This window comes from Kitasatospora sp. CM 4170, assembly GCF_032110285.1.
GTDB classification, from domain to species: domain Bacteria; phylum Actinomycetota; class Actinomycetes; order Streptomycetales; family Streptomycetaceae; genus Kitasatospora; species Kitasatospora aburaviensis.
In genome coordinates this window covers 848,218-872,951 of record NZ_CP134877.1, presented here as the reverse complement: position 1 = coordinate 872,951, position 24,734 = coordinate 848,218, and the positions used below count along the sequence as shown (strand labels likewise).

Here is a 24,734-nt window from a genome sequence, read left to right as displayed (position 1 = left end):
CGGCACGCACGGGAGGGACACGACGGACGGGCCGGACGGCACGGACGGGGTCACCGGGGCCACCAGGAGCCGAGGGCGGGGCGCAGGTCGTCGAACCACTCGGCGGCCGGGTCGTGGTGGGCGAAGAACTGACGGCCCACCTGGCGCGCGTCACGGGCCTGGAGCAGCCGCAGGGAGAACACCTCGGTGCCGCCGATGTCCGTGACGGCGTCGATGAGCACCTTGCCGGGGGCGGCCGACATCACCGGCCCCCGGGCGCTGCGGGCCAGGCCGGAGACGCCTCGTACGGAGTCCGTGTAGATCTGCAGGGCCCGGGTCAGCGGGACGCCGAAGTAGTTGCGGGCGCCCGTGTCGCGCTCGACGAACATGTAGTAGGGCACCACGCCCAGTTCGACGAGCCGCTGCCACATCGCGGACCAGTCCTCGGCCCGGTCGTTGACGTGCGCGATGACCGGCGCCTGGGCCCGGATCACCGCCCCGGTGGCCCGGATGCGCCGGATCGCCTCGCCGACCTCGGGGTGCTCCAGTTCGCGGACGTGGGAGAAGTGGGCCATCACCGCCACGTGCCGGCCGCCGGCCACGATGCGGTCGAACAGCCGGAGCATGTCGTCGGCGTCCTGGTCGGTGGTGAAGCGGGCGGGCCAGTAGGACAGCGCCTTGGTGCCGAAGCGGATCGTCCGTACGTGCTCCAGTTCCGGGGCGAGCAGCGGGGTCACCCACCGGTCCAGCACCGTGGCGCTCATGATCATGGGGTCGCCGCCGGTGAAGAGGACGTCGGTGACCGAGGGACTGGCGGCCAGGTAGGAGACCACCCGGGAGACGTCGCCCGCGGCCTGCCGGATGTCGGCGTTGCCGACGAACTGCGACCAGCGGAAGCAGTACCCGCAGTAGGAGTGGCAGGTCTGCCCCTGCGAGGGGAAGACCAGGACCGTCTCGGCGTACTTGTGCTGCACGCCCGCCAGCGGGCTGCCCTCGTGGACCGGCACGTTCGCGTCCACCTGGGCGCCCGGATTGGGGTTGAGCAGCGCATGGGCCGCGCGGGCGGCCTTGCGGATCACGCCCGGGGAGGCGGCGGCCAGGTGGAGCGCCGACAGGGTCTCGAACATGTCCGGCGGCAGCATGTCCCGGTGCGGGAAGGTGAGCCGGAAGATCGGGTCGTCGGGGACGGCGGACCAGTCCACCAGCTCGTCCACGACGTACTGGTTGACCTTGAACGGTAGGACCGAGGAGACCACCCGCAGTTCGTGCAGGTACTCCGCGGGCATCCCCCGCTCGGCGGCCAGCCGCTCCAGCCGCTCGTGGGAGTAGACCTTCATCACCACCACCTCTCTGTCCTGCTTTCTCGTGGATGCCCGGAGCTCCGGAGGCCGCCTGGCGCCCGGGCCGCGCGGGCCCGGGGCCGCCGCGTCGGTGCGGCGGCCCCGGGTGCGGATACGTCGGGTGCGGATACGTCGGGTGCGGATGCGTCAGGACTGCTCGGCCGCGGCCATCCGCAGGCGCAGGCTCAGCGGGCGCATGTCCGTCCACACCTCGTCGATGTGGGCCAGGCAGGCGCTCTTGACGCCCTCGAAGCCGGTGGCCGTCCAGCCGGTGGGCAGCTCGCGGCCCGCGGCCCAGATGGAGTACTGCTCCTCGTGGTTCACCACGACCTGGTAGACGGTGTCGTCCTCGGTGTCGGACATCTCAGGTGGTCCTTTCTGGTGTCGGGTGTCAGGTGTCGCGCGGGATCGGTGGTGGGGCGGTCAGAGCCGGACCGGCAGCGACCGGAGACTGCGGTTGAGCAGCGAGGGCTGCCAGCGGACCTCGTGGTCGGCCAGGGCGAGGCGCGGCGAGGCCGCCAGCAGGTCGGTGAGCGCCGCCCCGGCGACCAGGCGGGCCAGCGGCGCGCCCAGGCAGAAGTGCTCGCCGTGGCCGAACCCGAGGTGCGGATTGGGGGAGCGGCCGATGTCCAGCTCGTCGGGGCGGTCGAACCTGGACGGGTCCCGGTTGGCGGCCGCGGTGACCAGGTAGAGCCGGTCGCCGGCCCGCAGGGTGCGGTCTCCCAGGGCGAAGTCGGCCGCGACCTGGCGGACCGACAGCTTGGAGGGCCCGTCGAAGCGCAGCAGCTCCTCCACGGCGCCGCGCGCCGACTCGGGGTCGGCGCGCAGCAGTTCGAGCTGGTCGGGCCGGCGCAGCAGGTTCCACACGCCGACGGCGATCAGGTTGCTGGTGGTCTCGCCGCCCGCGAACGCGATGTGGGTGAGCATGGCGACGAACTCGTCCTCGCCGACCTCCTCGCCCACCAGGCCGCCGGCCAGGGCGGCGCTGATCAGGTCGGCCCCCGGCTCCTCGCGGCGCCTGCGGACCAGCCGGCGCAGGTACGCGAAGAGGTCCAGCAGGGCCCGGTGGGAGTTCTCGGTCTCCTCCGGCGACTGCACCGAGCCGAGGGCGAGGTCGCCGACCATGATCGCCCAGCGCTGGAAGTCCGCGGTGTCCTCCGGCGGCACGCCCATCCAGGCCGCCGCGACAGTGGCGGGCAGCGGGCGGGCGAAGTCGGCCACCAGGTCGGTGACCGGGCCGCCGGCGCCGGCCGCGGCGGTCAGCCGGGCCACCGCCTCCTGCACCATCGGGCGGTTGCGCCGGATCTGCCCGGGGCCGAAGGCGCCCCGGAAGACGCTGCGCAGCCTGCGGTGTTCGGGCGGGTCGACGAAGACCATCCAGCCGGCCATGATCTGGAAGGCGCGGGCGGCCTCCGGGCCGAGCAGGTGCAGGGGCGTCTGGGACAGCACCGGGGTGATCCGGTCGGCGGACACCGCGGGCTCCGCGAAGCACGCGGCCACCTGGTCGTAGCCGGTCACCAGCCAGGCCCGGTTGGCCGGGCTCCAGTGCACGGGCGCGGCCTCGCGCAGTCGGGCGAGGTGGGGGAACGGGTCGGCGACGACCTCGTCGTCCAGCAGGTAGGGGTCGAGGGCCCGGTCGGTGGCGGTCACGTCGTCTGCTCCATCAGGTCGGCGGCGATGGCGGCGACGGCGGCCACGTCCGGGTCGGTGACCATGCTCCGGTGGGTGCCGGGCAGGTGGTGGACGGTCAGCTCGCCGGGGAAGAGCTCCCGGCAGCGCCGCTCGTACGCGGCGTAGCCGTCGCCCGCGGCGACGGACCTCCGGTCCGGGGCGGCGTCGAGGGCCTCGGCGCTGACCACCAGGTGCACCGGGCCCCGGTAGGGCTCGGGGCGGTAGCCGGCCGCGGCGCGCAGCAGGGCCGTCCACATCGCCACGGGCCAGTCGGCGCCCAGGTGGGCCTCCGTCTCGTTGACGCCGGCGGCGAGCAGGGTCGTCACCAGCTCCCGCTCCTGGCTGAGCCTGGCCGGCGTGCCGGGGGAGAGCTCCCGGATCGCCTCGCGCAGGGCGACCGCGCGGTCCAGCAGGTCGAGTGCCTCGGTGACGGCGAACATGCCGTCCTCGTCGGGTACCGCGGGCTCCAACAGCAGCAGCACCTCGACCCGCTCGCCCGCCGCCGTGAGCTGGATGGCCATCTCCTGGACGATGTTGCCGCCCATCGACCAGCCGAGCAGCGCGTACGGACCCTGCGGCCGGTGGGCCCGCAGCTGCCGGACGTAGTCCTCGGCCAGGGCCTGCATCGTGTCGGCGTCGGTGCCGCCGTCGAGGCCGCGGGCCTGGAGGCCGATCACCGGCCTGCCGGGCGGCAGGGCCCTGGCCAGCGGGAGGTACCAGGCGACGCTGCCGCCGCTCGGGTGCACGCAGTACAGCGGGTTCCCGCTGCCCTCGCGGAGTACGACGAGCACCTCGCCCTCCCGGCGCCGCGCCGGGGCGGCGTCCGCGAGCCCCGCCGCCCCGTCCGGGCCGGCCTGGACCCGGGTGGTGACGGCGGCGGCCAGCGAGGCCACGGTGGGGTTCTCCAGCAGGTCGGCCACCCCGACCGGGAGGCCGAGGTCGCAGGCCCGGGCGGCGACCCGGACGATGGCCAGCGAGCTGCCGCCGAGGTCGAAGAAGTCGTCGTGCACCCCGACCCGGTCCAGCCGCAGGATCTCGGCCCAGAGCTTGGCCAGCGTGGTCTCGGCCTCGGTGCGCGGCCCCACGTACGGGTGCTCCGGCTCGACCAGCCCGTCCGGCGCGGGCAGCGCCGCGCGGTCGAGCTTGCCGTTGGCGGTCACCGGCAGCGCGGCCAGCGGCACGAGCGCCGTCGGGACCAGGTAGGCCGGGAGGCGGTCGCGCAGCCAGCGGCGCAGTTCGGCGGTCGTGGGCAGGGCGGACCCGGCCGCCGGCACCAGGTACGCCACCAGGACGGCGTCGCCCGGCCGGTCGGTGCGGGCGAGGGCGGCGGCGGCCGCCACGCCGGGGTGCGAGGTCAGGACGGCCTCGATCTCGCCCGGTTCGATCCGGCGGCCCCGGATCTTCACTTGGCCGTCCAGCCGGCCGCCGAACTCCAGCTCGCCGTCGGCCCGCAGGCGCCCCCGGTCGCCGGTGCGGTAGAGCCGCCGGCCGTGGCCGGCCGGGTCGGGGACGAACCGTTCCGCCGTCAGACCGGGCTGGCCGACGTAGCCGAGGGCCAGGCAGTCGCCGCCGACGAAGATCTCCCCGGACGCGCCGACCGGGACGGGGCGCAGCGCCTCGTCGAGGACCAGGACGGTCGTCCGGGCCAGCGGCCGGCCGATCGGGACGGCGACCGCGTCGGGGGCGACGGCGCCCACCTCGTGTCGGGTGACGATGAAGGTGCACTCCACCGGGCCGTACGCGTTGATCACGCGCAGGGCGGGCAGCTGGCTGCGCAGCTCGCGCAGGTGGGCCGGGGAGGCGGCCTCGCCGCCGGTGATCAGCTGGCGCAGGCCGCGCAGCCCGTCCGGGTCCTGCTCGACGACCAGGTTGAGGAGTGTGGTGGTGAGGAAGGCGGTGGTGACGCCGTGCCGCCGCAGCGAGGCGGCGATGCCGGCCGGGGTGAGCGCTTCGGCGGGGTGGAGCGCGCAGGTGCCGCCGGTCAGCAGCGGCCCGAGGATCTCGAAGACGGCCGCGTCCCAGCTGACGCTGCTCAGGTGCAGGACCGTCTCGTGCTCGTCGAGGCGCACGAAGTCCTGGGCGACCAGCGAGTCGACGACCGCGCGGTGCGGCAGTGCGATGCCCTTCGGGCGGCCGGTGGAGCCGGAGGTGTAGAGCACGCAGGCCGTGCTGTCGGCGTCGGGAAGCGCCAGGCCGTCGGTCGTGAGGCCGTCGTCCAGCGGGAGGCCGTCCTCGGGGCCGTCCTCGGCGAGGCTCAGGACGGTGCCCACCCGGGCGGGTACGACCCCGCTCCAGACGGGCTGGACGAGCACCACGTCCGCGCCGGTCTCCGCGACCATCCGGTCGAGGCGCAGGGCCGGGTCGTGGGGGTCCAGCGGCAGGTACGCGGCGCCGGACCTGAGGATCCCGAGCATGCCCGCCACCAGGTCCGCGGAGCGCTCCGCGCAGAGCCCGACGACCCGGCCGGGTCCGGCACCGTGCCGGCGCAGCCGCCGGGCGATGCGATCGGCCCGCGCCCGCAGCCCGGCGTACGTGATCGTGCGGCCGTCGGCCGTGGCCAGCGCCACCCGGTCGGGGTGCGCGGCCGCCCGCTCCTCGAAGAGCGCCGCCACGCTGCGGTCGTCCCGGGCCTCGGCGGTCTCCCGCGCCGGGCGCAGGTCCCGGGCCTCGGCGGGCAGGCCGGGGGCCGCCTCCGGGTCGGCGACCATCGCGGCGAGCAGCGCGCAGTAGGTGTCGGCGAGCCGTTCCACCTCGCCCCGGGACATCCGGCCGGCGTCGGCCTCGAACGAGACGCCCGTCGGGCCGGTGGTGACCATCAGTCCGAAGTTGGTCCGGGCGATCTCCTCGATGTCCTCCTTGTGCTCGCTGCCCAGGCCGTGGAAGTGCACGTAGTTGAAGGCGGTGTCGACCAGTACCTCCCCGGCCCACCGGCCGCTCTGCAGCTCGGCCAGCGGGAAGCGGCGGTGGGGGATCACCTCCCGCTCGGCGGCGAAGACGTCCTGCAGCAGCCCGAGCCAGCTGGTCGCGGCGGAGTGCGTGCCGAACGGCACCACGTTGAGGAACACCCCGCGCATCCCGTCCGCCCCGGCCCGCTCGGGGCGGCCGTTGGTGGCCATCCCGGTCGAGTAGGCGTCGCCGTCGGCGAGCCGGCGCATCAGGTGGTAGTAGGCGGTGAACAGCACCGTCCGGCGGGGCACCCCGGCCCGGGCGGCGAGCGCGTCGATGCCGGCCCGCAGGTGTCCGTAGGAGCGGAGCGCCTCACAGGTGGACTTGTCCGCCAGGTCGCCGCCGGCGGCGCGCGGCAGGCGCACCGGCGGGAAGGACTCCACCACGGCGTCCCAGAACGCCCGGGCGGCGGGGTCGGCGACGGCGGCGCGCTCCAGCGCCACGTACTCGGCGAAGGCGGGCACCGGCGGGCCGTCCAGCGGGTCGTTCATCGGGCCGTCCGGCGGGCCGTCCAGCGGGTCCGCCTCCGGCGAGCCGGTCGCGGGGGTGCCGGTCGCGCCGGCCGCCGGGGCGCCGCCGGTACGGGCCCGCCGGTGCCGCTCGACCAGCTCGGCGATCAGCGAGGTGAGGCTCCAGCCGTCCAGGACGGCATGGCAGTCGGTGATGGTGAGCCGGTACTCGGTCTCGTTGAGCACGTGCACGTGGAGCCGGATCAGCGGCGGCACCGCCAGCTCGAACCAGCGCCCCGCCTCGGCGCGCAGGTACTCGCGGACCCGCTCGGCCGCGGCGGCCTCGCCCAGGCCCCGCAGGTCGTCCACCCCCACCGGCAACTCGGCGGTGGGGTGGACCAGTTGCAGCGGTTCGTCGTAGCCGCTCCAGTCGAAACCGGTCCGCAGGATCTCGTACCGGCGGACCACCGCCCGGGCGGCGTCTCGCATCGCCCCGGCGTCGAACCCGGCGGGCTCCTGGATCCGGAAGCTGGTCACGTTGTGGTACGCGCCCTTGCCGGCGTCGGCGAGCAGTTCGTAGAGCATGCCCTGCTGCATCCGGGTCAGCGGGTACGCGTCCGCCAGCCCGGCGGGCAGCCGCTCGCGGTCCGCCGCCGACAGCAGGGTGAACGGCTCCACCGGTCCGGTGGCCGCGGACGGCTCCCGCCCGGGGGCGTCCGCCGCGCGCGCCCGCTCGGCGGCGTCGTCCACGGCGCGGGCCAGCTCGCCCAGCCCCTGGTGGGCGAAGACGTCGCGCAGCGCCACCGCCAGCCCGCGCTGCTCCGCCAGGCCCACCACGCGCAGCGCCAGGATCGAGTCCCCGCCGAGGTCGAAGAAGCGGTCGGTGACGCCGACCCGCTCCACGCCGAGCGCCGCGCACCACACCCCGGCGAGCGCCCGCTCGGTCGGGGTGGCCGGCGGGACGTGCCGCCGGACGCTGTCCAGGCCGGCGCCCTCGGCCGCCGGCAGCGCCCGGCGGTCTATCTTGCCGTTGGCGGTCAGCGGCATCGCCGCGAGCACCGTGAACGAGGCGGGCACCATCGGCTCGGGCAGGCGGTCGAGCAGCCGGCGCCGCAGCTCGTCGCGGTCCAGGGCGCCGCCGGGGACCAGGTAGGCGTGCAACCGGTACTCGCCGCTGCGCGTCCCCCGGGCCACCACGGCGGCCTGCTCGACGGCCGGGTGGCCCAGCAGTGCGGCCTCCACCTCGCCGAGCTCGATCCGGTGGCCGCGGATCTTCACCTGGTCGTCGGCGCGGCCCCGGTACTCCAGGGTCCCGTCGGGCAGTCGGCGGGCCCGGTCGCCGGTGCGGTAGAGCCGGGACCCCGGCCGGGTGCCGAACGGGTCGGGGACGAACCGCTCGGCGGTCAGCCCCGGCCGGCCGAGGTAGCCGCGGGCCGGGCCGGCGCCGCCCACGTACAGCTCGCCGACCACGCCGGGCGGGACCGGCCGCAGGTGCCGGTCCAGGACGTGGACGCTCAGGTCGCCCAGGGCCCGGCCGATGGGGGAGAGCGCCGCGCCGGCGAGGTCCGCGGAGGTGACGGTGTGGTGGGTGACGTGCACCGTGGTCTCGGTGATGCCGTACATGTTGACCAGCCGGACCCCGGCGCCCGGGCCGTCCAGCCAGCCGTCCAGCTCGGGCAGGTCCAGCTTCTCCCCGCCGAGCACCACGGTCCGCACGCCCAGCGCGGCCAGCGGCCGCCCGGCGAGGGCCGCCCGCAGGTTGCGGAAGGCACCCGGGGTCTGGCTGAGTACCGAGACCCGCTCGGCCTCGACCAGCGCGGCGAACCGGCCCGGGTCCCGGGCGGTGTCCCGGTCGACCAGTACCACGCTGCCGCCCCGGGTCAGCGCGCCCCACAGCTCCCAGACCGAGAAGTCGAAGGCGTACGAGTGGAACAGGCTCCAGACCCCGCCCGGGGCCAGCTCCAGCGCCTCCTCGCAGGCGTCCAGCAGCCGGACCACCTGACGGTGCGGCACGCAGACGCCCTTGGGGCGGCCGGTGGAGCCGGAGGTGTGGATGATGTACGCCAGCGCGTCGGCGTCGCCGAGCGGCTCCGGGTCGCGGTCCGGCTCGGCGTCCAGCGCCGGGTCGTCCAGGCGCAGCTGCGCGCCGACGCCGGCCGGGACCTTGTCGCCGAGGCCGGGCGAGACCACCGCCAGGGCGATGCCCGCGTCCGCCGACACGTACGCCAGGCGCTCGCGCGGATGTTCCGGGTCCAGCGGCAGGTACGCGCCGCCGGCCTTGAGGATGCCGAGGATCCCGACCGCCAGGTCGGCGTTGCGCTCCACGCACAGCCCGACCACCGTCTCGGGGCCGACCCCGGCGGCGCGCAGCCGGTGGGCGAGCCGGTTGGCCCGCCGGTTCAGGGCCGCATAGTCGAGCCGCTCGCCGCCGGCGACCACCGCGAGGGCGTCCGGCCGCGTCGCCGCGTGCCGCTCGAAGCGCCGGTGGAGCAGGTCGCCGCCGTCGTACGAGCGCTCGGGGGCCGCCCACGCGGCGAGCCGGCGGCGCTCCTCCTCCGGCAGCAGCTCCAGCGCCGACAGCGGGGTGTCCGGGTGCGCGAGCGCCTGCTCCAGCAGGTGCGTGTACTGCTCGGCCCAGCGCCGTGCGGTCTCCGGGCTCCACAGGTCCGCCCGGTGGAAGAAGGCGGCGACCACGCCCTCGGGCCGGCGGGCGGCCTGGAGCACCAGGTCGAACTTGACGGCGTCCAGGTCCAGGTCGTAGCGGGTGCCGGTGAGCCCGGCGAGCCGGACCGGGCGGTCGTCGGCGTCCTCGTCCAGGCTGAACATGGCCTGGAACAGCGGGGTGCGGTGCAGCTCCCGGTCGGGGGCGAGCGCGTCGACGATCCGCTCGAACGGGACGTCCTGGTCCTCGTACGCGTCGAGGGCGTCCGCGCGCACCCGGTGCAGCACCTCGCCGAAGGACGGGTCCCCGGACAGGTCGGCCCGCAGGACCGAGGTGTTGACGAAGAATCCGATCAGCTGCTCCACCTCGGGGCGGCTGCGCCCGGCGACCGGGGTGCCGACGGCGAAGTCGCTCTGGCCGCTCCAGCGGGACAGCAGGACCTCGAACCCGGCCAGCAGGGTCATGAACAGCGTTGCCCCGTGCCGGCGGCCGAGCCCTTCCAGGCCGGCCACCAGCTCCGGTGCCAGCGTGAACTCGCGGACCGCGCCCGCGGTGGAGCGCCCGGCCGGGCGGGGGCCGTCGGTGGGCAGCTCCAGCGGCGGCAGCCCCGCCAGCCGTCTGCGCCAGCGGTCCGGCCGGCCGGACCGTCGGTCCCCGGCGGCCGCGGTACGGCGCTGCCAGGCGGCGAAGTCGGCGTACCGGACGGGTGGTTCGGGCAGCGTGCCGCCGGCGTAGAAGGCCTCCAGCTCGCGCACCAGGACGCCCGTCGACCAGCCGTCGGCGGCGATGTGGTGCAGCGCCACCAGCACCACGTGCTCCTCCTCGGCGAGCCGCCAGAGGGTGACCCGCAGGACCGGACCGGCCGCGAGGTCGAAGGGCTCGTCGGCGGCTTCCCGGACGGCCCGGGCGAGCTCCCCGGCCGGGACGTCCCCGCGCCAGTCGACGCCGGGCCAGCCGGGGTCCACGTGCTGGCGGACGGCACCGTCGGCCACGGTGAACCGGGTGCGCAGCGGCTCGTGCCGGGCCACCACCCGGTCGAAGGCGGCGGCCAGCCGCGCGCGGTCCAGCGGTCCGGTCAGCCGCCAGGCCACCGGGATGGTGTATGCCGGGCCCGGTCCCTCCAGCCGGTCCAGGAAGACCAGCCGCTCCTGGCCGAACGACACCGGGAGGTCCCCGGTGCCGGTGACCGGGGTCATCGCGTCCGCGTCCGGGCCGGGGCCGGCCAGCCCCGCCAGCCGTCGGCGGAGCAGCTCCCGCTGAACGGGGGAGAGGTCGCTCATGAGTTCTCCTCCAGCTTCCGGGCGAGCCCGGCGATGGTCCGGGCCTCGAAGAAGGCGCGGAGCGTGACCGTGGCGTCGAGTCGTGACCGCAGCCGGGAGATCACCCGCATCGCGGTCAGGGAGTGGCCGCCGAGGTCGAAGAAGTCGTCCTCGACCCCGATGTCCGGCCGGTGCAGCAGTTCGGCCCACACCTCGGCGAGGGCCTTCTCGGTGTCGGTGCGCGGGGCGACGTGCGCGGCCCCGCCGACGGCGGCCGGCTCCGGCAGCGCGGCCCGGTCCACCTTGCCGTTGCCGAGCAGCGGCAGGGCGTCCAGGACCACCAGGGCGGCGGGGACCATCGCGTACGGCAGGACGGCCTCCAGATGGGCCCGCAGTGCGGGGACCGTCACCGGGGAGCCCGGCACCTGTTGGGCGTAGCCGGTGAGCCGCCAGCCGTTCGGGCCGTCGGGGCGGGCGACCACGGCCGCCGCGCCCACACCGGGGTGCGCGGCGAGGGCCGCCTCCACCTCGGCCGGCTCGATCCGCACGCCCCGGACCTTCACCTGGCGGTCCAGGCGTCCGGCGAACTCCAGCGAGCCGTCGGCGAGCCGGCGGCCCCGGTCGCCGGTGCGGTACATCCGGGCACCGGGCGCGCCGAAGGGGTCGGGGACGAAGGCGGCCGCGGTCTGGCCGGGCCGGCCGTGGTAGCCCCGGGTGGGGCCGGTGCCGCCGATGTACAGCTCGCCGAACACGCCCGTCGGCACCGGGCGCAGCGCGGCGTCCAGCACCTGCACGGTGGTGCCCGGCATCGGCCGGCCGATGGACACCGTCCGGACCGGCACCGCGGGGTCCAGGTCCTCGAGGGTGGTGGTCAGGGTGCACTCGGTCGGGCCGTAGTGGTTGACCACCCGGCGCAGCCCCGGCAGCGCGCGGTGCAGCCTGGCCAGCAGCTCCGGGGTGCAGGGCTCGCCGCTGAGCACCAGCAGGCGCAGCGCCGGCAGGTTCGCGGGGGTGAGGTCGCCGCCGTCGATCAGCTGGTGCAGCAGCGACGGCACCATGCTCAGCACGGCCGTCGGGACGGGCCGGCCCTCCCCGGCGAGGTCCTCCGCCAGGCCGGACAGGTCGGACTGGCCGGCCATCAGCACGGTCGCGCCGACGGTGAGCGGGCCGATGCAGTCGCGGAGGAAGGCGTCGAAGGAGGGCGAGGCCCGCTGCAGGACCACGTCCTCGGGGCTCAGCCGGTAGTGGGTGAGCACCGTGTCCAGGTAGGCGGTGACGGTGTCGAAGGCGGCCAGCACGCCCTTCGGCGTCCCGGAGGAGCCCGAGGTGTAGACGACGTACGCGAGCCCGTCGGGCGCCGGGGCGGTGTCGGGGGCGGTGTCCGGCCGGCGCTCCAGCGCCGGGTCGGCCAGGGTGGCGCCGTCGATCACCACCCGGATCCCCGCGTCCTGGGAGATCCGGGCGGTCCGGGCCCCGGGGAGGTCGGGGTCGAGCGCGACGAACGCGCCGCCGGCCTTCCAGACGCCGAGGACCGCGACCACGGTGTCGGCACCCCGGCGCAGCCGCAGTCCGACCCGGGTCTCCGGCCCGACGCCGAGGGCGATCAGGTGGTGGGCGAGCCGGTTGGCCCGCCGGTCCAGCTCGGCGTAGCCGATCCGGACGTCCCCGCTGATCACCGCCGTCGCCTCCGGGGCGGTCCGGACGTGGTCGGCGATCCGTTCCAGCAGCGGGCGGGCCGGTGCGGTCCGCGGCGGGGTGCCGGCCCGGGGCGGCGTCGGCAGCAGGTCGCCGATGCGCGTGGCGGGGGCGGCGACGGCCTCCCGCAGGATCCCGGTGTACGCCTGTGCCATCCGTCCGACCGTGGCGGCGTCCAGGATGTCGGTGGTGAAGTCGAGGGCGCCGGCCAGCCCGTCGGGGCCGTGCACGAGTTCCAGGGTGAGGTCCAGTTTGGCCGCCGCCCGGTCGACGGGCACGGCCGTGCCGGTGGCGGGGCCGAGCCGCAGGGTGTCGAGGTCCCAGTCGTTGAAGCTGAACATGGCCTGGAACAGCGGGGAGCGGTTGAGCTCCCGCTCCGGGTGCAGCTCCTCCACCAGGCGTCCGAACGGGACGTCCTGGTGCTCGTAGGCGCCGAGGGCGTCCGCGCGGACCCGGCCGAGCAGCTCCGCGAAGGACGGGTCGCCGGCCAGGTCGGCCCGCAGGACCAGGGTGTTGAGGAAGAAGCCCACCACGTCCCGGACCTCGGGACGGCCGCGGCCGGCGACCGGGGTGCCGACGCCGAAGTCCCGTTGGCCGCTCCAGCGCCCGAGCAGCACCTGGTAGGCGGCCAGCAGGGTCATGAACAGCGTCGCGCCGTGCTCCCGGCCCAGCTCCTCCAGACGGGCCGTCAGCTCGGGCCCGACGGTGAACCCCACCGAGCCCCCGGCACCGGTGCGGACGGCCGGTCGGGGCCGGTCGGTGGGCAGCTCCAGGGCCGGCAGCCCGGCCAGCCGCTCCCGCCAGTGGGCGAGTTCCCCGGCCGGCCCCTCGCCGCCGAGCCGCTCACGCTGCCAGCGCGCGAAGTCGGCGTAGCGCACCGCGGGGCGGGGCGGCTCGGCCCCGTCGTGGCAGGACTCCAGGTCGCGGACCAGCAGCCCGACCGACCAGCCGTCGGCGACGGTGTGGTGCATCGCCAGCAGGAGCACGTGCTCCTCCGCGCCGACGCGCCAGAGCACGGCCCGGAACAGCGGCCCGCCGACGAGGTCGAAGGGCACCCGGGCCTCGTCCTGCAACGCCCGCTCGGCCTCGGCGCCGGACGGGGCCTCCCGCAGCTCCAGGCCGGCCCAGCCGGGGCGGATGTCCTGCGACACCACGCCGTCGGCCAGCGAGAACCCGGTGCGCAGCACCTCGTGCCGGGCCACCACGGTGTCGAGGGCGGCGGCCAGCCGGCCGTGGTCCAGCGGCCCGGTCAGCCGCCAGGCCACCGGGACGGTGTAGGCGGCGCCGGCGCCCTCCAGGCGGTCCAGGAACACCAGGCGCTCCTGTCCGAAGGAGGCCGGCAGTCCGGTGTCGCCGGTGCCCCGGAGGATCGGGGCGTCCTCGGCGGGACCGGTGCCGGCGAGCAGCCGGGCCAGCCCGGCGACGGTGCGGGCGGTGAAGAGGTCCCGGAAGGTCAGCTGACGTCCGGTCCGTTCGGCCACCGCGCCGACCACCTTGATGGCGAGCAGCGAGTGCCCGCCGAGGGCGAAGAAGTCGTCGTCCGCGCCGGGGTCGTCGACGCCCAGCACCTCCGACCAGACGGCCGCGAGCTGCTGCTCCAGCCCGGCGGCCGGGCGGCGGCCGCGTACGGCCGGGGTGCGGGCCGGCGCCGGGAGGGCGGCCCGGTCCACCTTGCCGTTGCGGGTGAGCGGCAGTTCGTCGAGCACCACCACGGCGGACGGCACCAGGTACGCCGGCAGGTGCTCGCCGAGGAATCCGGGCAGCCCGTCCAGCCCGTCGCGGTCGCCGACCACGTAGGCGACCAGGGCGAGGGCGCCGCTGCGGTCGGGCCGGGCCACCACCACGGTGTCCCGGACCGCCGGGTGACGGCGCACCGCGCCCTCGACCTCGCCCGGCTCGACCCGGAACCCGCGGACCTTGACCTGCCCGTCGGCCCGGCCGACGAACTCCAGCCGGCCCCGGGCGTCCCAGCGCACCAGGTCACCGGTGCGGTAGACCCGGCCGCCGGGCGGTCCGAACGGGTCGGGCAGGAACCGCTCGGCGGTGCGGCCCGGCGCGCCCGCGTACCCGCGGGCCAGGCCGGCGCCGCCGAGCAGCAGCTCCCCGACCACCCCGACGGGCACCGGCCGCAGCCGTTCGTCGACCACGTGGGCGGTGGTGTTGTCCACCGGGCGGCCGATCGGCACCTCGGCGGCGCCGCGGTCGTGGCCGTCCACCAGGTGCCAGGTGGCGAAGGTGGTCGACTCGGCCGGACCGTACATGTGCAGCAGCCGGTCGGGGCCCGGCCCGGAGAGCAGGGCGTGCACCGCCGACGGGTCGGCGGCCTCGCCGCCGAAGAGCACCGTCCGCAGGGCCGCGAGCGCCCGTGGCCGCTCCCGGACGACCTGGTTGAACAGTGCGGTGGTGAGGAAAAGGGTGGTGACGCCGTGCCGGTCCAGGTGCCCGGCCAGGGCGTCCGGCGACAGCACCACGTCCGGCGGGGTGACCACCAGGGCCGCCCCGGCGACCAGGGTGGCCCAGACCTCGAAGGTCGCCGCGTCGAACACCGGACTGGCCGCGAAGGCCACCCGGTCGTCCGGGCCGAGGGCGAGGTGGCTGCCCGCGCGGACGGTGCGCACCAGCGCCCGGTGGCCGATGGCGACGCCCTTGGGTCGCCCGGTGGAGCCGGAGGTGTAGACGAGGAAGGCGAGGTTGTCCGGGTCGACCGCCACCTCGGGCGCGGTGCCGGGCCGCCGGCCGATCCCGGCGGCGTCGCGCGCGAGGTCGACCACCCGGCAGCCCAGGGCGTCGAGTTCGGGCCGCCCGCCGGAGGTGACGAGCAGCCGCGCGCCGCTCTCCCCGGTCAGGTGACGGCTGCGCTCCACCGGCTGGTCGGCGTCCAGCGGCAGGTAGGCGGCGCCGGCCTTGAGCACCGCGAGCTGCGCCGCCACCAGCTCCGCGCCGCGGGGCAGGCTGACCGCCACCACGGTCTCCGGGCCGGCGCCGAGCGCGGTCAGGTGGTGGGCGAGCCGGTTGGCCCGCCGGTCCAGGTCGGCGTACGTCCAGACGGTGGCGCCGTCCACCACGGCCGGGCGGTCGCCGTGGGCGGCGGCCCGGGCGGCCACGAGCCGGTGCAGGGCGAGCGGCTCGATCGGGGGAGTGGGGGCGGTGCCCGCCGCCACCAGCCGGGCCGCCTCCTCGGGGCCGAGCAGGTCCCAGTCGCCGAGCCGCCCGCCGGGGTTCGCGGCGAGCGCCAGCAGCAGCCGGTGGTAGCCGGCGGCGAGCCGCTCCACCGTGGCGGGGTCGAACAGGTCCGTCGCGTACTCGATCAGGCCGGTGCAGGTGCCGTCGGCGGCCCGGTCGACGAAGAGGGTGAGGTCGAACTTGGCGGTCCGCCAGCCGAGCGGGATCTCCTCGGCGGCCAGTCCGGGCAGCCGCAGTGCCGCGGTGGCGTCGCGGAGCGCGAACATGGTCTGGAACACCGGGTTGCGGCTGAGGTCGCGGTCCGGCCGCAGCTCCTCCACCACGCGCTCGAACGGCACGTCCTGGTGGTCGTACGCGCCGAGGACGGCCTCCCGGACCCGGCGGAGCAGGTCGGGGAGGGTGGGGTCACCGCCGAGGTCGGCCCGCACGGCGAGGGTGTTGGCGAAGAAGCCGACGACGTTCTCCACCTCGGCGTAGGAGCGGCCCGCGGCCGCCGTGCCGACGGCGAAGTCGTGCTGCCCGCTCCACCGCCCCAGCAGCACCTGGAACGCCGCCAGCAGCAGGGTGTGCAGCGTGGCGGAGCCGTCCCTGGCGTACCGGTCGAGCGCGCGCAGCGCCTCCTGCGGCAGGTCGAAGCGGTGGGTGGCCCCGTCGGTGCCCAGGACCGCCGGCCGGGGCCGGTCGGTGGGCAGCTCCAGGACCGGGACGCCGGCCAGGGCGCCGCGCCACCACCCCAGGAGGGCGGCCAGCCGCTCCGGGGTCAGGTCGGCGCGCTGGCGGCGGGCGAAGTCCGCGTAGCGCACCGGCGGCAGCGGCGGCGTGCCGCCGGCGTACAGCTCGCCCAGCTCGCGCGCGACGACGCCCAGCGACCAGCCGTCGGCGACGAGGTGGTGCAGCACCAGCAGCAGGACGTCGTGCCCGGGGAGCCGGAGCAGCAGCGCCCGCCAGGCCGGCTCCGCGGCGAGGTCGAACGGCCGGCGCAGCTCGGCGGCGATCTCCTCCTCCCACCCGTCGGCGTCGGCCAGCCGCAGGTCCACGACGGACTCGGGGGCGATGACGGGCGGGTGCTCCCCACCGGGGAAGCGGGTGCGCAGGGCGTCGTGCCGGGCCGCCAGGCGCTCCAGCGCGCCGCGCAGGACGGCCGCGTCGAGCCGGCCGTCCACCCGCCAGGCGATCGGGATGACGTAGCCCGCACCGTCGGCGTGCAGCCGGTGCAGGAACAGCAGCCGCTCCTGGCCGAACGAGGCGACCACCGGCTGGTCGTCGCCGCCCCGGGTGAGCGCCGGTCTTGCGGGGCGGGCGCCCGCGCGGTCGAGCGCGGCGGCCAGTCCGGCGACGGTCGGCCCCTCGAACAGGTCGCGCAGCGAGACGTCGGCGCCCAGCTCCTCGCGCAGCCGGGCGATCAGCCGCACCGCGAGCAGCGACTGGCCGCCGAGGGCGAAGAAGTCGTCGTCGGCCCCGATCCGGTCGAGGCTGAAGAGCGAGGCCCAGACCGCTGCCAGCCGCTCCTGGAGCCCGCTCTCCGGCGCCCGGTACGCGGTGGCCAGCTCGGGCCGGTCCGGGGCGGGCAGGGCCTTGCGGTCGAGCTTGCCGCTGGGTGTCAGCGGCAACGCGTCCAGCAGGACGAAGGCGGACGGGACCATGTAGCCGGGCAGCCGGGCCGCCAGCCCCTCGCGCAGGTCCGCGCGGTCGAGGCCCTCGCCGACGACGTACGCGACGATCCGCCGCTCGGCGGCCGAACCGGCGGCCACCACAACGGCCGCGCGCACGCCCGGCCGGTCGTTCAGGACGGCCTGGATCTCGCCCAGCTCGACCCGGTTGCCGCCGAGCTTGAGCTGGTCGTCGGTCCGGCCCAGGTACTCGACCACACCGGGCCGGTGCCAGCGCGCCAGGTCGCCGCTGCGGTACATCCGTCCGCCCGGTTCCCCGTACGGGTCGGGCAGGAAGCGCTCCGCGGTGAGGCCCGGCTGTCCGAGGTAGCCCCGGGCCAGCTGGACGCCGGCCAGGAACAGCTCGCCGCTGCCGTCGTCCGGGACGGGGCGCAGCTGCGGGTCGAGGATGTGCAGCCGGGTGTTCGCGACGGCCGCGCCGATCGGCACGGACGGGCCCGGCCACTCGGGCCGGCACTGCCAGGCGCTGACCTCGATGGACGCCTCGGTCGGGCCGTACAGGTTGTGCAGCTCGACGTGGGGCAGCAGCCGCAGCACCCGGTTCTGGAGGTCGGTGGGCAGCTCCTCGCCGCTGGTCAGGACGCGGCGCAGGCCGTGGCAGTCCTCGACGCCCCGCTCGCCGGCGAACAGGCCGAGCATGGTGGGGATGAAGTGGACGGTGGTGACGGCGCGGCTGCGGATCAGCTCGACCAGGTAGCCGCCGTCGCGGTGCCCGCCGGGCCGGGCGACGACCAGCCGGGCGCCGACCGTGAGCGGCCAGAACAGCTCCCACACCGACACGTCGAAGGCGTACGGGGTCTTCTGGAGCACCCGTTCGTCGGGGGTCATCCCGTACTCGTGCTGGCCCCAGCGCAGCCGGTTGCAGACGCCCCGGTGCTCGACCACCACGCCCTTGGGCTGCCCGGTGGAGCCGGAGGTGTACATCACGTAGGCGGCGTTCCGCTCGTCGACGACCACGCCGCACGGGCCGTCGGCCTCGTCGGAGGCCTCCGGCCGGTCGGCGGTGCCGTCCAGGACGACCTCGGGCAGCTCCGGCCGGCCGAGGTCCAGGTCCATGCCGGGGCCGCGGACCAGGGCGACCGGGCCGGCCCGGCCGACCATCGAGGCGAGCCGGTCGACCGGCAGCTCCAGGTCCAGCGGCAGGTACGCCGCGCCGCTCTTGAGGATGCCGAGCAGGGCGACGACCAGCTCCGGGGAGCGCTGCGCCCCGACGGCGACCACGCTCTCCGGCCCCGCGCCGAGGGCGCGCAGCCGGTGGGCGAGCCGGTTGGCCCGGCGGTCCAGCTCCCGGTAGGTCAGTTCCTCGCCCTCGAACTCCAGGGCGACCGCGTCGGGACTGCGCCGGGCCTGTGCCTCGACCAGTCCGTGCACCGTGCTCATGGCTGCTTCCCCTTCAGTGCCTCGGCGACGTCCTCGCCGGTCATCGCCGCGATCTCCCTGGTCAGTTGTTCCTCGACGGCGGTGGCGAGCCGCGCCACCGTCGGGCCGTCGAAGAGTGCGCGCACGCCGATGTCGCAGCCGAACGCGGTGCGCATCCGGATGGCGACCCTGGTGGCGAGGAGGGAGTGGCCGCCGAGGTCGAAGAAGTTGTCGTGGATGCCGATCCGGTCGAGTTGGAGGACTTCCTGCCAGACGTCGGCGATGGCCTGTTCGGTGGGGTTGCGCGGTGGCTCGTGGGTGCCGGCCGGTTCGGGCCGGTGGTCGTCGGGGTCGGGGAGGCGGGTGCGGTCGGTCTTGCCGCCGACGGTGCGCGGGAGTTCGTCGAGGGGGATGAGGGTGCTGGGGACCATGTAGTCGGGGAGTCGTTCGCGGAGCCACTCGCGGATGGCGTGGGTGGGGGTGTCGGGGGTGGTGGCGAGGTAGGCGATGAGGCGGTCGTGGTGGGTGGTGACGGCGGCGTCGTGGATGTGGGGGTGTTCGCGGAGGCGGGTTTCGATTTCGCCGGTTTCGATGCGGTAGCCGCGGATTTTGATCTGGTGGTCGGTGCGGCCGTGGTAGGTGAGGTGGCCGTCGGTGGTCCAGCGGGTGAGGTCGCCGGTGCGGTAGAGGCGGGCGCCGGGTTGGTCGGTGTGGGGGTCGGGGCGGAAGTGGTCGGCGGTGAGGGCGGGCTGGTTGAGGTAGCCGCGGGCGAGTTGGGTGCCGCCGATGTGGAGTTCGGCGATGGTGCCGAGGGGGGTGGGGGTGAGGTGGTGGTCGAGGAGGTGGAGGTGGCGGTCGCCGAGGGGGCGGCCGATGGGGATGCCGTCGGGGCGGTGGGTGCTGTCGGGGGTGATCTCGAACAGGGTGGTGGTGATCGTCGCCTCGGTCGGCCCGTAGGTGTTCACCACCGTCATGTCCGGGAACCGCCCGGTCCACCAGGCGAGGTCGGCCGGCCGGACCACGTCGCCGCCGAGGACCAGCAGCCGCAGCCACGCGGGGTCCCAGTGCGCGTGCGGGGAGTCCGGTGCGGACAGCTCGGCGATCAGCTCGGTCAGGTACCCGGGCACCACCTCCAGCACCGTGACGTGGTGGTGGTTGAGGTCGGTGAGGAGGTGGGTGGGGGTGATGAGGCCGTGGTCGGGGAGGACGAGGGTGGCGCCGCAGGTGAGGGCGGGGAAGATCTGTTCGGCGGAGGCGTCGAAGGCGAGGGCGGCGAACTGGAGGACGCGGTCGGTGGGGCCGAGGGCGAAGCGGCGGCGGATGCGGGTGGTGTGGGCGGTGAGGGCGGTGCGGGGGATGCCGACGCCTTTGGGTCGTCCGGTGGAGCCGGAGGTGTAGATGATGTAGGCGAGTTGTTGGTCGTGGTGGTGGGGTGGGGGGTTGTCGTCGCGGTCGGTGGTGGGGAGGGGGCCGTCGAGGAGGAGGTGGGCTCCGGCGTCGGTGCGGATGTGGTCGAGGCGTTCGGTGGGCCAGGCGGGGTCGATGGGGATGTAGGCGCCGCCGGCTTTGAGGATGGCGAGGACGGCGGTGATCATGTCGGGTCCGCGGGTTTGGCGGACGGCGACGGGTGTTTCGGTGGTGACGCCGTGGTGGCGGAGCCACCAGGCGAGGCGGTTGGCGCGGGTGTTGAGTTCGGCGTAGGTGAGGGTGGTGTCGCCGGTTCGGAGGGCGATGGCGTCGGGGGTGCGGTGGGCCTGGTCCTCGAACTGGGTGATGGTGTCGCGTGCGGGGGCGGGGAGTTCGCCGGTTCCGAGGCGTCGTAGTGTCTGGATCTCCTCGGCGGGCAGCGGCAGTGTGCTCAGCGGGGTGTCGGGTGCGGTGGCGACGGTGGCCAGGAGTGTGCGGCAGCCCTGGATCAGCCGGTCGATCGTCACCGCGTCGAACAGATCGGTGCGGTACTGCACGAAGCCGCCGGCCGCCCCCGGGTCGGTGGTGAAGGTGAACATCAGGTCGAACTTGGTGACGCCGAACGGGATTTCGGCGGTGTGCAGCTCGGCGGAGCCGAGCCGGGGCATGGCGATGGAACGGACCTCCAGGTCGAACATGGCCTGGAACAGCGGCGACCGGCCCGCGCCGCGGTCGGGGTGCAGTTCCTCGACCACCCGGTCGAACGGCACGTCCTGGTGGTCGAGGGCGTCGAGGGTGTGGTCGCGGACGCGGGTGAGGAGGTCGGTGAAGGTCGGGTCGCCGGTGAGGTCGGCGCGGAGCACCAGCGTGTTGATGAACAGGCCGATCAGGTGCTCGACCTCGGGGCGGCCGCGTCCGGCGACGGGGACGCCGATGCCGAAGTCGCGCTGTCCGCTCCAGCGGCCGAGGAGGATCTGGAAGGCCGCGAGCAGGGTCATGTACAGGGTGGCGCCGTGGGCCCGGCCGAGCTGTTCGAGGCGGGTGACCAGCTCGGGTTCGAGGGTGAACTCGCGGGTGGCGCCGGCCCAGGACGGTTCGGCGGGGCGGGGCCGGTCGGTGGGCAGCTCCAGGGCGGGCAGGGCGGCCAGCCGCTTGCGCCAGTAGTCCAGGCCCCGTTCCAGGGTCGCGCCGGCCAGCTCACGGCGCTGCCAGTCCGCGAAGTCCGCGTACTGGATGGGGAGGTCCGGCAGCGCCCGGCCCTCGTACAGCGCGCCCAGCTCGCGGACCAGCACCCCCAGCGACCAGCCGTCCGAGACGATGTGGTGCAGCGCCAGGACGAGCAGGTGCTCGTCGGCGCCGGTGCGCCAGAGCGTGACCCGGACCAGCGGACCGGCGGCCAGGTCGAACGGGCGGTGCAGCTCCTCGGCGGCCTGCCGGACCGCCTCGCCGTACGGGTCGTCGAGCCCGCGCAGGTCGTGCCGGACGGCGGTGACGGCCGGTGCGGCGTCCACCCGCTGCACGGGCTGCGCGTCGACCAGCGGGAAGGTGGTGCGCAGCGACTCGTGGCGGGCGGCGAGCTGCCCCAGCGCCCGGTCCAGGCGGGCCGGGTCGAGTTCGCCCGCGACGCGCCAGGCCAGGGCCGCCGTGTAGTCGGGGGCCTCGGGAGCGAGCCGGTGGAGGAACCACAGGCCCTCCTGGGCGAAGGAGAGCGGGAAGTCACCGCTGCGGACCATGCGGCCGATCTGCGGCTCCGGGCGCGCGGGCGCGGGCGGAAGGGCGGCGGCGAACTCGGCGATCGTCGGGCGCTCGAAGAAGAGGCGGACGTCGACGGGCCGTTCCAGCGCCTTCGTCAGGCGGGCCACGGCCAGGGTCGCGAGGAGGGAGTGGCCGCCGAGGTCGAAGAAGTTGTCGTGGATGCCGATCCGGTCGAGTTGGAGGACTTCCTGCCAGACGTCGGCGATGGCCTGTTCGGTGGCGTCGCGCGGCGGCTCGTGGGTGCCGGCCGGTTCGGGCCGGTGGTCGTCGGGGTCGGGGAGGCGGGTGCGGTCGGTCTTGCCGCCGACGGTGCGCGGGAGCTCGTCCAGCGGGACGAGCAGGGTGGGGACCATGTACTCGGGCAGCCGCTCGGCGAGCCACTCACGGATCCCGTGCGTCGTGCTGCCCGGGGTGGTGGCGAGGTAGGCGATGAGGCGGTCGTGGTGGGTGGTGACGGCGGCGTCGTGGATGTGGGGGTGTTCGCGGAGGCGGGTTTCGATTTCGCCGGTTTCGATGCGGTAGCCGCGGATCTTGATCTGGTGGTCGGTGCGGCCGTGGTAGGTGAGGTGGCCGTCGGTGGTCCAGCGGGTGAGGTCGCCGGTGCGGTAGAGGCGGGCGCCGGGTTGGTCGGTGTGGGGGTCGGGGCGGAAGTGGTCGGCGGTGAGGGCGGGTCGGTTGAGGTAGCCGCGGGCGAGTTGGGTGCCGCCGATGTGGAGTTCGGCGATGGTGCCGAGGGGGGTGGGGGTGAGGTGGTGGTCGAGGAGGTGGAGGTGGCGGTCGCCGAGGGGGCGGCCGATGGGGATGCCGTCGGGGCGGTGGGTGCTGTCGGGGGTGATCTCGAACAGGGTGGTGGTGATCGTCGCCTCGGTCGGCCCGTACGCGTTCAGCAGCTCGACGTCCGGGAACCGAGCCGTCCAACTGCGCGCCTCGGCCGGCCGGACCACGTCGCCGCCCAGGATCATCAGCCGCAATGAGCTCGGGACACCGGCCTCGTTCTCGGCCAACTCGCCGATCAGTTCCCGGAAGTAGGCCGGGGGCAGGTTGGCGACGGTGACGTGGTGGTGGTTGAGGTCGGTGAGGAGGTGGGTGGGGGTGATGAGGCCGTGGTCGGGGAGGACGAGGGTGGCGCCGCAGGTGAGGGCGGGGAAGATCTGTTCGGCGGAGGCGTCGAAGGCGAGGGCGGCGAACTGGAGGACGCGGTCGGTGGGGCCGAGGGCGAAGCGGCGGCGGATGCGGGTGGTGTGGGCGGTGAGGGCGGTGCGGGGGATGCCGACGCCTTTGGGTCGTCCGGTGGAGCCGGAGGTGTAGATGATGTAGGCGAGTTGTTGGTCGTGGTGGTGGGGTGGGGGGTTGTCGTCGCGGTCGGTGGTGGGGAGGGGGCCGTCGAGGAGGAGGTGGGCTCCGGCGTCGGTGCGGATGTGGTCGAGGCGTTCGGTGGGCCAGGCGGGGTCGATGGGGATGTAGGCGCCGCCGGCTTTGAGGATGGCGAGGACGGCGGTGATCATGTCGGGTCCGCGGGTTTGGCGGACGGCGACGGGTGTTTCGGTGGTGACGCCGTGGTCGTGGAGCCACCAGGCGAGGCGGTTGGCGCGGGTGTTGAGTTCGGCGTAGGTGAGGGTGGTGTCGCCGGTTCGGAGGGCGATGGCGTCGGGGGTGCGGTGGGCCTGGTCCTCGAACTGGGTGATGGTGTCGCGTGCGGGGGCGGGGAGTTCGCCGGTTCCGAGGCGTCGTAGTGTCTGGATCTCCTCGGCGGGCAGCGGCAGTGCGCTCAGCGGGGTGTCGGGTGCGGTGGCGACGGTGGCCAGGAGTGTGCGGCAGCCCTGGATCAGCCGGTCGATCGTCACCGCGTCGAACAGATCGGTGCGGTAGACGAAGGTCATCGCCACCCCGTCCGCGCGAGGCTGGGCGAACAGGGACACCGTGAAGAGAGCCCGGGGCCGGTCGGTCCCGAAGTCGGTGAACCGCAGCGCCTCGGTGGACCGGGCGGCCTCCGGTCCGGCCTCCGCGTCCTCCGGCAGGTTCTGCATGGCGAACCAGGCGTCGATCAGGGAGTCGGTGTCCGGCCGCTCCGGCCGCAGCTCCCGGACGATCCGCTCGTACGGCACGTCCTGGTGGTCGAGGGCGTCGAGGGTGTGGTCGCGGACGCGGGTGAGGAGGTCGGTGAAGGTCGGGTCGCCGGTGAGGTCGGCGCGCATCACGAGGGTGTTGACGAAGAGGCCGATCAGGTGCTCGACCTCGGGGCGGCCGCGGCCGGCGACGGGGACGCCGATGCCGAAGTCGCGCTGTCCGCTCCAGCGGCCGAGGAGGATCTGGAAGGCCGCGAGCAGGGTCATGTAGAGGGTCGCGCCGTGGGCCCGGCCGAGCTGTTCGAGGCGGGTGACCAGCTCGGGTTCGAGGGTGAACTCGCGGGTGGCGCCGGCCCAGGAGGGTTCGGCGGGGCGGGGCCGGTCGGTGGGCAGCTCCAGGGCGGGCAGGGCGGCCAGCCGCTTGCGCCAGTAGTCCAGGCCCCGTTCCAGGGCCGCGCCGGCCAGCTCACGGCGCTGCCAGTCCGCGAAGTCCGCGTACTGTACGGGGAGCGCGGGGAGCGCGTCGCCCGCGTACAGCGCGCCCAGCTCGCGCAGCAGCACGCCCAGCGACCAGCCGTCCGAGACGATGTGGTGGACGGCGACCAGCAGGACGTGCTCGGTCGGGCTCAGTCGCCAGACGACGACCCGTATCAGCGGCCCCGAGGCGAGGTCGAACGGCCGGCCCGCCACGTCCTCGGCCTGCCGCGCCACCTCGGCGGCGTCGGCGGCGTCGCGCCACTGGATCCGCACCTCCGACCGGTCGGCGACCAGGGCACGGGGCACGCCGTCGCGTTCGACGAAGCGCGTGCGCAGCGACGCGTGCCGTTCCACCAGCTCGGCCAGTGCCCGCTCCAGCACCGGTCTCTCCAGCGGACCGTGGACGCACCACATCGGTGACGCGATGTACTCGGCACCGCGACCGCCCCCCAGCCGGTCGAGAAACCACATGCGGTGCTGCGCGAACGACGGCTCGTACTCGCTCTCGGCCCGACCCTCCGGCCGGATGTCCTGCGTTCCTGACTGCACGGTGGATGCCCCCCTCACGCCGATGTCGTGACCCTCGGCTGTCCTGTACGCATGTGTCGGTGATATCCCGGAGAGACGTGCGAGGCATAGGGAATGTGCAGGAGGTGTGGTGGCGTTGGGGGCGCATGGTGGAGTAAGGGGGCGCATTCTGTGCATTCGCCTGACGCCAGGCGCGCTCTGTGCATGCATCTGACGCCGTTCGCCTCCCGTGACACATCGGACGCCCATCCACCCCCGGCGCCCCACGCGTCGCACGCACACGTGGCG

6 protein-coding genes are annotated in these 24,734 nt (G+C 75.3%); all 6 read right to left on the bottom strand.

The genetic code is table 11. The annotated features are described in order from the left end of the window. Positions 1 to 50: 50 nt before the first annotated feature. Positions 51 to 1,316, bottom strand: a complete 1,266-nt coding sequence (locus RMN57_RS03765; protein WP_313761917.1) for a lysine 2,3-aminomutase — start codon at positions 1,314 to 1,316, stop codon at positions 51 to 53. Between the two features lie 150 nt (positions 1,317 to 1,466). Further along, entirely contained in the window at positions 1,467 to 1,682 is a 216-nt protein-coding gene (locus RMN57_RS03760) for an MbtH family NRPS accessory protein (RefSeq protein WP_313761916.1), read from the bottom strand. A gap of 60 nt (positions 1,683 to 1,742) precedes the next feature. Then, positions 1,743 to 2,969 carry a cytochrome P450 gene (locus RMN57_RS03755; RefSeq protein ID WP_313761915.1) on the bottom strand — a complete coding sequence of 409 codons (1,227 nt, stop codon included), beginning with the start codon at positions 2,967 to 2,969 and terminating at the stop codon, positions 1,743 to 1,745. Continuing rightward, a complete protein-coding gene (locus RMN57_RS03750) occupies positions 2,966 to 10,327 on the bottom strand; it encodes a non-ribosomal peptide synthetase (RefSeq protein WP_313761914.1) in 7,362 nt (2,453 codons plus the stop codon). Before RMN57_RS03750 ends, RMN57_RS03755 begins: the two co-directional genes overlap by 4 nt. After that, complete coding sequence (locus tag RMN57_RS03745; protein WP_313761913.1) at positions 10,324 to 18,234, bottom strand: non-ribosomal peptide synthetase; 7,911 nt, start codon at positions 18,232 to 18,234, stop codon at positions 10,324 to 10,326. Before RMN57_RS03745 ends, RMN57_RS03750 begins: the two co-directional genes overlap by 4 nt. Then, positions 18,231 to 24,467, bottom strand: a complete 6,237-nt coding sequence (locus tag RMN57_RS03740) for a non-ribosomal peptide synthetase (RefSeq protein ID WP_313761912.1) — start codon at positions 24,465 to 24,467, stop codon at positions 18,231 to 18,233. The genes RMN57_RS03745 and RMN57_RS03740 overlap by 4 nt, the downstream gene beginning before the upstream one ends. Positions 24,468 to 24,734: the final 267 nt, after the last annotated feature.

Coding starts and splice junctions, on each gene's coding strand:
- RMN57_RS03765 (WP_313761917.1), bottom strand. CDS start 1,316: ATGAAGGTCTACTCCCACGAGCGGCTGGAGCGGCTGGCCGCCGAGCGG.
- RMN57_RS03760 (WP_313761916.1), bottom strand. CDS start 1,682: ATGTCCGACACCGAGGACGACACCGTCTACCAGGTCGTGGTGAACCAC.
- RMN57_RS03750 (WP_313761914.1), bottom strand. CDS start 10,327: ATGAGCGACCTCTCCCCCGTTCAGCGGGAGCTGCTCCGCCGACGGCTG.
- RMN57_RS03745 (WP_313761913.1), bottom strand. CDS start 18,234: ATGAGCACGGTGCACGGACTGGTCGAGGCACAGGCCCGGCGCAGTCCC.